9 protein-coding genes are annotated in these 8,429 nt (G+C 61.6%); all 9 read right to left on the bottom strand.

The features are described from left to right. Positions 1–101: 101 nt before the first annotated feature. From BLS48_RS32225 to gap, 9 genes are read right to left on the bottom strand one after another with little or no spacing between them, the layout of a single operon-like run. On the bottom strand, positions 102–905 hold the full coding sequence (locus BLS48_RS32225) for an HAD-IA family hydrolase (RefSeq protein WP_084791871.1): 804 nt from the start codon (positions 903–905) through the stop codon (positions 102–104). After that, complete coding sequence (gene gph, locus BLS48_RS32220; RefSeq protein WP_038655256.1) at positions 905–1,606, bottom strand: phosphoglycolate phosphatase; 702 nt, start codon at positions 1,604–1,606, stop codon at positions 905–907. The genes BLS48_RS32225 and gph overlap by 1 nt, the downstream gene beginning before the upstream one ends. Before the next feature lie 10 nt (positions 1,607–1,616). After that, entirely contained in the window at positions 1,617–2,288 is a 672-nt protein-coding gene (gene rpe / locus BLS48_RS32215; RefSeq protein ID WP_038655253.1) for a ribulose-phosphate 3-epimerase, read from the bottom strand. Continuing rightward, positions 2,285–3,208 (bottom strand): CbbX protein, encoded by a 924-nt coding sequence (gene cbbX, locus BLS48_RS32210; protein ID WP_051727016.1) that lies wholly within the window; start codon positions 3,206–3,208, stop codon positions 2,285–2,287. The genes rpe and cbbX overlap by 4 nt, the downstream gene beginning before the upstream one ends. Positions 3,209–3,229: 21 nt before the next feature. Further along, positions 3,230–3,619: a ribulose bisphosphate carboxylase small subunit gene (locus tag BLS48_RS32205; protein WP_038655249.1), complete on the bottom strand. Its 390-nt coding sequence runs from the start codon at positions 3,617–3,619 to the stop codon at positions 3,230–3,232. A gap of 11 nt (positions 3,620–3,630) precedes the next feature. Then, positions 3,631–5,091, bottom strand: a complete 1,461-nt coding sequence (locus BLS48_RS32200; protein WP_038655245.1) for a form I ribulose bisphosphate carboxylase large subunit — start codon at positions 5,089–5,091, stop codon at positions 3,631–3,633. A 31-nt stretch (positions 5,092–5,122) separates the two neighbouring features. Then, the gene (gene fba, locus BLS48_RS32195; protein WP_038655242.1) at positions 5,123–6,202 is read right to left on the bottom strand and encodes a class II fructose-bisphosphate aldolase; all 1,080 of its coding nucleotides are present in this window, start codon (positions 6,200–6,202) and stop codon (positions 5,123–5,125) included. 1 nt (position 6,203) lies between these two features. Further along, positions 6,204–7,421, bottom strand: coding sequence for a phosphoglycerate kinase (locus BLS48_RS32190; protein WP_051727015.1), 1,218 nt, complete (start codon positions 7,419–7,421; stop codon positions 6,204–6,206). Then, positions 7,418–8,425, bottom strand: a complete 1,008-nt coding sequence (gene gap / locus BLS48_RS32185; protein WP_038655537.1) for a type I glyceraldehyde-3-phosphate dehydrogenase — start codon at positions 8,423–8,425, stop codon at positions 7,418–7,420. Before gap ends, BLS48_RS32190 begins: the two co-directional genes overlap by 4 nt. Positions 8,426–8,429: the final 4 nt, after the last annotated feature.

Genomic DNA, 8,429 nt, shown 5'->3' with positions numbered 1-8,429 from the left:
CGCCATCGTTGTCTCCTTGAACAAGGGGACGTTGATGGCCTAGTCCACGCTAACAAATCGTGGCCGCGATCACCCCAGAGAAGTTACCGGTCTCGCCAACATCACTTGGGTGCCGGTCCGGGTCCGCTCGACGACGTTGGCGATATTGAAGCGCCCGTTCGCCGACTGCCGGACTTTCCTCCGGCGCGCCTCAGAAGGCGGCTCACGTCGAGAGGCTGGTCCATCATCGACGTATAAGGTTTGAACTCAGCCGATGACCATGGCATCGCCAGATTGCGCAGGATGAGATCGGCACCGCTGAAGTCATCGTGAGACGTAAACAGGCTGGCCGTGATGACCGTGCGCATGCCGGTCGCACGAGCAGCCATAAGTCCATTCCTGGAATCTTCGATGCAAAGACATTCGGAACCCCCTAGACCAAGGTCAGATAGCACCAGCCTATAGACTTCAGGATCAGGTTTTTTGGCGCGCACGTCCTCGCCCGTACGGATGCTGGAAAACAGATTCAGGGACCTTGGGCCGAGCGTGCTATGAAGGAGCGACACCACATTTTGCCTGCTGGTCGTCGTCCCGATCGCGAGCATCACCCCCTCCTGTGTGGCATGCTCAATCAGCTCCGCCACGCCGGGCCTGAGGCTGACCAGGCCTTCGTTGATCTTGACGTTATAAATTTCCGTTTTTCGTGCGTGCAGAAGATCTGGGTCGACATTGTGTCCCGCCATCTGGGCATACGAAACAATGCGCTCGCGCCCTCCCGTAGTGCCGAGCAAGTCGGTGTACAGGCTACGGTCCCAGACCCAGCCAAGCCCGGCCTCGGCAAAAGCCTGGTTGAAAGATTGACGGTGCAGCTCTTCAGTCTCCGCGAGCGTGCCATCAACATCGAAGACAAGCGCTCGAATAGCCATTACACTACCCTTTTTGACCTCAGGAAAACCGGTTCCAGCTGGTCGAGCGAGTCGACAACGCAGTCAGCGCCGAGAGCTTCGGCCGCCAGTTCGGCATAGCCACCGCGCACTATGATGGAGCGCATGCCGGCAGCCCTGGCGGCTCCGACGTCGGCAAGACTGTCACCCACCATAACCGCATGCGCGCTGCTGCAGTCGCATGCCTGGCAGGCAGCCAGAAGCATATCGGGAGCAGGTTTTTTCAGGTAGCCAGCATCGCCGCCGATCACCACATCCAGTTCGTTCAACAGGCCGAAATGCGCCAGCACAATGCGTGAGAAGCCTTCCGGCTTGTTGGTGACGACGCCGCTCCGCATTCCCGCCTTGCGAGCCGCGGTCAGCGCTCTGTCGGCTCCGGGGCGCAACGCCGTCAATCGGGTGAGATGGCGACCATAGACTTCATTCATCCTCGCGTGGCTTGCATTTCGATCATTCAAGCCAAGCGAGACCGAATGTGCCGCGAATGCTCGTTCGATGAGTTTCTCGACGCCATGGCCGATCATGCCACGCACTGCCTCGAGCGAGTGCGGCTCCAGTCCGTATTGCGCCATCAGCTCATTGACGGCAGCGGCCATATCAGGAGCTGAATCGACAAGCGTTCCATCGAGGTCGAAGAAGACTGCCCGCAGGGGCAGGTCCGCGAATGCCGGGCTCGCCTTCATGGCGCCAGTCTCACGAAGCCGCATCGGCGGCTTGGCGAATAGCAGCGATGTTGGCGCTGTATGCCGCGGCCGTCCCGCCTTTGAAGATGGCCGAGCCCGCAACCAAGACGTTGGCGCCGGCGGCCGCGACGAGAGGTGCGGTCTGCGACGTCACCCCGCCGTCAATTTCGATGTCGATCGGTCGATCACCGATCATCGCCTTCACCCGTTTCACTTTCTCGACCACCGACGGAATGAAGGCCTGGCCGCCGAACCCTGGGTTGACCGTCATCAGCAGAACGAGATCGAGACGATCCAGCACATATTCGATAACCTCCACCGGCGTCGACGGATTGAGCGACACGCCGGCCTTCTTGCCGAGATCGCGGATGGCCTGGAGCGATCGGTCGAGATGCACTCCGGCTTCCGCGTGGACCGTTATGATGTCGCAGCCTGCGTCGGCGAAGGCTGCAAGATAGGGATCAGCGGGCGTGATCATGAGGTGACAGTCGAACACCTTGTTCGTCCGGTTGCGGATCGCCTTGATCACGGGAGGACCGAAGGTAATGTTGGGCACGAAGTGCCCGTCCATGACGTCGAGATGGATCCAATCGGCACCTGCCGCGGCAATGGTCTCGACTTCCTCGCCCAGCCGCGAGAAGTCGGCCGAGAGGACCGATGGGGCAATGATCGTCTGTTTCACGTTGTCGGACCTTCCGCGGCTGTTGGCGTCGAGAACACTCGACTGGCTCTGATGTCATCGGCACGGATGGTCGACATGTCCTGCGCGGTCACCGGGCCAACCGATGTCTCGAAAAGACGATTGGCGTGACGCAACCGGGCGCGGTCCAAGGCATTGCGGATCGAGCGCGCATTGGCGAAATGCGGCTGCGTGCGCCTGGCGCAGATGTAGGCGGCCATGACCCCCGTCGCTTCCTCGTCGAGCACATAATTTTGCTTGGCCAGCATCGTCTGGGCAATGGAAAGCAGCTCTGCGTCCTCGTAGTCCGGGAAGTCGATGTGGTGTGCGATGCGCGAGCGAAATCCGGGATTGGACTGATAGAAGCGCTCCATCCGGTCGGCGTAGCCGGCAAGGATGACGACAAGGTCGTCACGCTGGTTCTCCATCACCTGCAACAGGATTTCGATGGCCTCCTGGCCATAGTCGCGCTCGTTGTCTGGACGGTAGAGATAGTAAGCTTCGTCGATGAACAACACGCCTCCCATCGCCTTCTTCAGCACCTCCTTTGTCTTCGGCGCGGTATGACCGATATACTGGCCGACGAGATCGTCGCGCGTTACCGAGACGAGATGGCCCTTGCGCACGTAACCAAGCCGATGGAGCAGACTTGCCATCCTGAGCGCGACCGTCGTCTTGCCGGTGCCTGGATTGCCCGTAAAGCTCATATGCAGGGTCGGTGTCTGCGTCGAAAGCCCCAGCCGGCTGCGGGCGCGATCGACGAGCAGGAGTGCTGCCGTCTCGCGAATACGCTGCTTGACCGGCTTGAGACCGATCAGATCGCGATCAAGCTCCGCCAGAATCTCGGCCACCCCTGACTCGCGGAAGTCGGCGGCCAGGTCCACGCTCGGCTGTGCCGTTGCGACTGTCTGCGCGGCAATCATGGATGCTCCTCTCCTCGGCTTTTAAAGTGCAGCCTTCATCGAATAGCGCTGCACGCGGCTGTTGGCCTCGGTGCGGGTGAGCACGAATTTGGGCTCGACCTTCGGCCGATTGACGATGAAGGACAGCATCACGGTCTCGAAACCGCGCGAGGAATCGAAGGCATTGACGCGGATGTAGCTGTCTGAATGGGCTTCGCGGCAGGCGCGGACCTCCATCATCACGCCGGCCGCATCCTTGAGGTCGAACATTGGGTTGCCCCACATCTCCCAGAATATATTCCGCGGATGCGGGTCGTCGGTGTATTCGACGCCGACCGCCCAATCGTTGCGCAGGCAATATTCGATCTGCGCCCAGATCTGCTCGTCCGAGAGGTCCGGCAGAAAGGAAAAAGTGCCCTGTGTGATGCGCATGATCGTGCTCCCTAGACGGCGGTGGCGGGGGTGGGGACAAAGTCCGACGTGTCGGTGGACTGATAGTTGAAACTGATGTTGCCCCACACATCGAGGGCGGCTTCGAGGGGTTTGCACCATCGGGCCGCCGCGCGAAGTATCTCCGGGCCCTCGGCGGCAATGTCGCGGCCCTCGTTGCGGGCAAGCACCATGGCTTCCAGCGCAACGCGGTTTGCGGTTGCGCCCGCCTGGATTCCCATTGGATGGCCGATCGTGCCGCCGCCGAACTGCAGCACGACGTCGTTGCCGAACAATTCAAGCAATTGATGCATCTGGCCGGCATGGATGCCGCCAGAGGCCACAGGCATGACTTTCAACGTGTCGGCCCAGTCCTGCTCGAAGAAGATGCCGCGCGCAAGGTCGACCTCGTTCTTGAGTTCGCGGCAGACATTGTAATAGCCCTGGACCGTCATCGGGTCGCCTTCCAGCTTGCCGACGGCCGTGCCGGCATGGATGTGGTCGACGCCGGCCAGCCGCATCCACTTGGCGATGACGCGAAACGAGATGCCGTGGTTCTTCTGGCGGGTGTAGGTTCCGTGCCCGGCGCGATGCAGATGCAGGATCATGTCGTTGCTCCGGCACCATTCCGAGATCGACTGAATTGCCGTGTAGCCAATGATCAGGTCGATCATGACGATGCACGATCCCAGTTCCTTGGCGAACTCGGCACGCCGGTAGATCTCCTCCATCGTGCCGGCCGTGATGTTGAGATAGTGTCCCTTGATCTCGCCGGTTTCGGCGGCTGCCCGATTGACGGCTTCCATGCAGTAGAGGAACCGGTCACGCCAGTGCATGAAGGGTTGCGAGTTGATGTTCTCGTCGTCCTTCATGAAGTCGAGCCCACCCTTCAGGCCCTCGTAGACCACGCGGCCGTAATTCTTGCCTGAAAGCCCGAGTTTCGGCTTGGTGGTGGCCCCCAGAAGCGGACGGCCGAACTTGTCCAGCCGCTCGCGTTCGGCCACGATGCCGGTTGGCGGTCCCTTGAAGGTCTTCACATAAGCGACGGGCAGCCGCATGTCTTCCAGCCGCGCCGCCATAAGCGGCTTGAACGAAAACACGTTGCCGATGATGGAGGCCGTCAGGTTGGCGATCGACCCCGGCTCGAACAGGATCAGGTCGTAGGCGACGTAGCAGAAATATTCGCCCGGCCGCCCCGGCACCGGATCGACCCGATAGGCCTTTGCCCGGTACTGGTCGGCCGCCGTCAGCCTGTCGGTCCAGACCACGGTCCAGGTTGCAGTCGACGATTCGCCGGCAACGGCGGCCGCGGCCTCGATCGGATCGACGCCGTCCTGGGGCGTGATGCGGAAAAGCGCGATCAGATCGGTATCCTTGGGCACGTAGTCGCCGTTCCAATACCCCATCTGTGCGTATTTGAGGACGCCAGCGCGATAGCGTTCCTTGCCTCTCAGCTCCGTCGGTTGTGCGGTCATCGTTCAGATCCTTCCATCAAAAATTGGTGCTTCAGGCAGCCCTGCTGGCTGCCACTTGCGTGTCGAGCAGGCCCGTTGCGTAGCGCCTGGCCATCTCGTCCAAGGGCATCACCTTGATCCGGCTGGCATTGCCGGCGCAGCCAAAGGCCTCGAAGCGCTCGCGGCACAGATCGCGCATGGCATCCATGGCCGGCTTGAGGAATTTGCGAGGGTCGAACTCGGCGCGATTGCTGACCGCGACCTTGCGGAACTGCGCGGCCATGGCCATGCGACAATCGGTGTCGATATTGATCTTGCGCACGCCGTGGCGGATGCCGCGCACGATCTCTTCCACCGGCACGCCGAAGGTCTGGGGCATCTCTCCGCCATAGCTGTTGATGATGTCCTGCAGTTCTTGCGGCACCGAAGAAGAGCCGTGCATCACCAGATGCGTGTTTGGCAGTTTCTGGTGGATGGCCTCGATGACATGCATGGCGAGGATGTCGCCGTCAGGCCGCCGCGAAAACTTGTAGGCGCCGTGGCTTGTGCCACAGGCGATCGCCAGCGCGTCGACCTTCGTCTGCATGACGAAGTCGACCGCCTGCTCGGGATCCGTCAACAATTGATCGTGGCTGAGCGCGCCCTCCGCGCCATGCCCATCCTCGGCCTCGCCATGGCCACTTTCCAGCGACCCAAGCACACCGAGCTCACCTTCCACCGAAGCGCCGACCGCATGCGCCATCTCGGCAACACTTGCCGTCATCTCCACATTGTAGTCATAGCTCGCCGGCGTCTTGCCGTCGGCCAGGAGCGATCCGTCCATCATGACCGAGGTGAAGCCGTGGCGGATCGCGGTCAGGCAGGTGGCCTCGTTGTTGCCGTGGTCCTGATGGACGCAAAGCGGGATGTCGGGATAGATTTCCGCCAAAGCCTCCATCATCTTCGAGAGCATGATGTCATGGGCGTAAGCGCGAGCCCCGCGCGAGGCCTGGATGATAACCGGGGCGTCGCAGGCCTTTGCCGCCTGCATGATGGCGAGACCTTGCTCCATATTGTTGATGTTGAAGGCTGGAACGCCGTAGTCACGTTCAGCGGCGTGGTCGAGCAGCTGTCGAAGTGTAATCTTGGCCATGTCAGACGGTCTCCGAATTTTCGACTCTTTTGCGCAGCACTTCGATGCCGGGTAAGCGGCAGCCTTCCAGCCATTCCAGGAAGGCGCCACCGGCGGTCGAAAGGTAGGTGATCTGGTCGGCAACGCCCGCCAACGACAGCGCGGCCGCCGTGTCGCCGCCGCCTGCGATGGTGGCGAGTTGTCCGGCCTTTGACAGTGCCGCTGCGTGGCGCGCGACAGCGAATGTGGCGTCTCCAAATGGCCGCATCTCAAACGCGCCCAGCGGCCCATTCCACAGCAGGGTGCGGCAGGCGTTCAGGACATCCTTGATGTCTGCGACTGTCCTTGGACCAACGTCGAGCGCCATTGCCTCGTCAGGAACAGCTGCCACGGGGACGATAGTGGCCAGAGCTTCTGCCTCGAACATCTTGGCCACGGTCACGTCGCTGGGCAAAAGGATACGGCAACCGTTAGCCGCCGCAGCCTCCATGATGTCGCGGGCGATCGAAACGCAGTCTGGTTCGTAGACGGATCGCCCCACACGGTATCCGCTTGCAGCCAGAAATGTGTTGGCCATGCCGCCGCCGATGATCAGGTGATCCATCCTGCCGATCAGGTTCTTCAACACCCGTATCTTGGACGAGACCTTGGAACCTCCCACCAGAGCGGCCACCGGCCTTCCCGGCGCGTCGAGGGCGGCAGTCAGTGCGGCGACTTCGGCAAGCAGGGACGGGCCGGCGTAGGCGGGCATGATTTGCGCGATTGCGTGGGTCGAAGCATGCGCGCGGTGAGCGCACGAAAAGGCGTCATTGACAAAGAGATCGCCGTTGACCGAGAGCTGCAATGCAAAATTGCGGCTGTTGGCCTCCTCGCCCTTATGAAAACGAAGGTTTTCGAGCAGGAGGACCTTGCCGTCTTGATGATGCCTGGCAGCCTTTTCGGCAGTGGCACCGACACAGTCTGCGACGAACACGACTTCGCGGCCGACTTCGCTGGACAGCGTCCCTGTTACCGGCCTCACCGAATAGATGGGATTGGCGTCACCGTCGGGCCTGCCAAGATGCGTCATGACGACAACCTTGGCGCCGCGCGCCAGCAGATCCCTCACAGTTGGAGCAAAGCGCACTATCCTGGTGGCATCGGCCACCATGCCATTCTTTAGAGGCACGTTGAGGTCGGCGCGAACGAGAACGGTCTTGCCGGCAACGTCAGTGGTGCGGATGTCGGGGAGGGGCTTCAAAGCACGCCCCCAACAGCGACCGCGGTGTCGCCCATGCGGTTGGAAAAACCCCATTCATTGTCGTACCAGGACAGCACCGAAACGAAGTTGCCGTCCATCACCTTGGTCTGGTCGAGTGCCATGATCGAGGAGCGCGGATCATGGTTGAAGTCGATCGAGACGTTCGGATGATGGGTGACGCCGAGGATGCCCTTGAGCTTGCCGTTGGAGGCGGCGATGACCGCGTCGTTGATTTCCTGGACGGTGGTCGAGCGCTTGGCGATGAACTTGAAATCGACGACCGAGACGTTCGGGGTCGGCACGCGGATCGAAATGCCGTCGAGCTTGCCCTTGAGGTCGGGCAGCACCAGGCCGATCGCCTTGGCGGCACCGGTCGAGGTCGGGATCTGCGACAAAGCGGCGGCGCGGGCGCGGTAGAGATCCTTGTGCATGGTGTCCAGCGTCGGCTGGTCGCCCGTGTAGGAATGGATCGTCGTCATCATGCCCTTTTCGATGCCGACGGTCTCGTGCAGCACGGCAGCCAGCGGCGCCAGGCAATTGGTGGTGCAGGACGCGTTCGAGATGACGATGTGGTCCTTGGTCAACTGGTCGTGGTTGATGCCGTAGACGACGGTGAGGTCGGCGCCTTCGGCCGGAGCCGAGACGATGACGCGCTTTGCGCCGGCGGCCAGATGCGCGGCGGCCTTGTCGCGGGCGGTGAAGATGCCGGTGCATTCGAGCGCGATGTCGATGCCGAGTTCCTTCCACGGCAGCTGCGTCGGGTCCTTGATCGCGGTGACCTTGAACTTTTCCTTGCCGACTGTGATCTGGTCGCCATCGACAGTCACTTCATGCGGGAAGCGGCCGTGCACGCTGTCGTAACGCAGCAGATGCGCGTTGGTCTCGACCGGGCCGAGGTCGTTGACGGCGACGACGTCGATATCCTTGCGGCCGGATTCGTGGATGGCGCGCAGGATGTTGCGGCCGATGCGGCCAAATCCGTTGATGGCAACTCTGACGGTCAAGGCT

The sequence above is a fragment of the Mesorhizobium qingshengii genome (assembly GCF_900103325.1).
Lineage (GTDB): Bacteria > Pseudomonadota > Alphaproteobacteria > Rhizobiales > Rhizobiaceae > Mesorhizobium > Mesorhizobium qingshengii.
The sequence above is the reverse complement of the archived record's forward strand: the minus strand, read 5'-3'. Positions and strand labels throughout refer to the sequence as shown.

Coding starts and splice junctions, on each gene's coding strand:
- gph (WP_038655256.1), bottom strand. CDS start 1,606: ATGAAGGCGAGCCCGGCATTCGCGGACCTGCCCCTGCGGGCAGTCTTC.
- BLS48_RS32225 (WP_084791871.1), bottom strand. CDS start 905: ATGGCTATTCGAGCGCTTGTCTTCGATGTTGATGGCACGCTCGCGGAG.
- fba (WP_038655242.1), bottom strand. CDS start 6,202: ATGGCCAAGATTACACTTCGACAGCTGCTCGACCACGCCGCTGAACGT.
- BLS48_RS32205 (WP_038655249.1), bottom strand. CDS start 3,619: ATGCGCATCACACAGGGCACTTTTTCCTTTCTGCCGGACCTCTCGGAC.
- cbbX (WP_051727016.1), bottom strand. CDS start 3,208: ATGATTGCCGCGCAGACAGTCGCAACGGCACAGCCGAGCGTGGACCTG.
- BLS48_RS32200 (WP_038655245.1), bottom strand. CDS start 5,091: ATGACCGCACAACCGACGGAGCTGAGAGGCAAGGAACGCTATCGCGCT.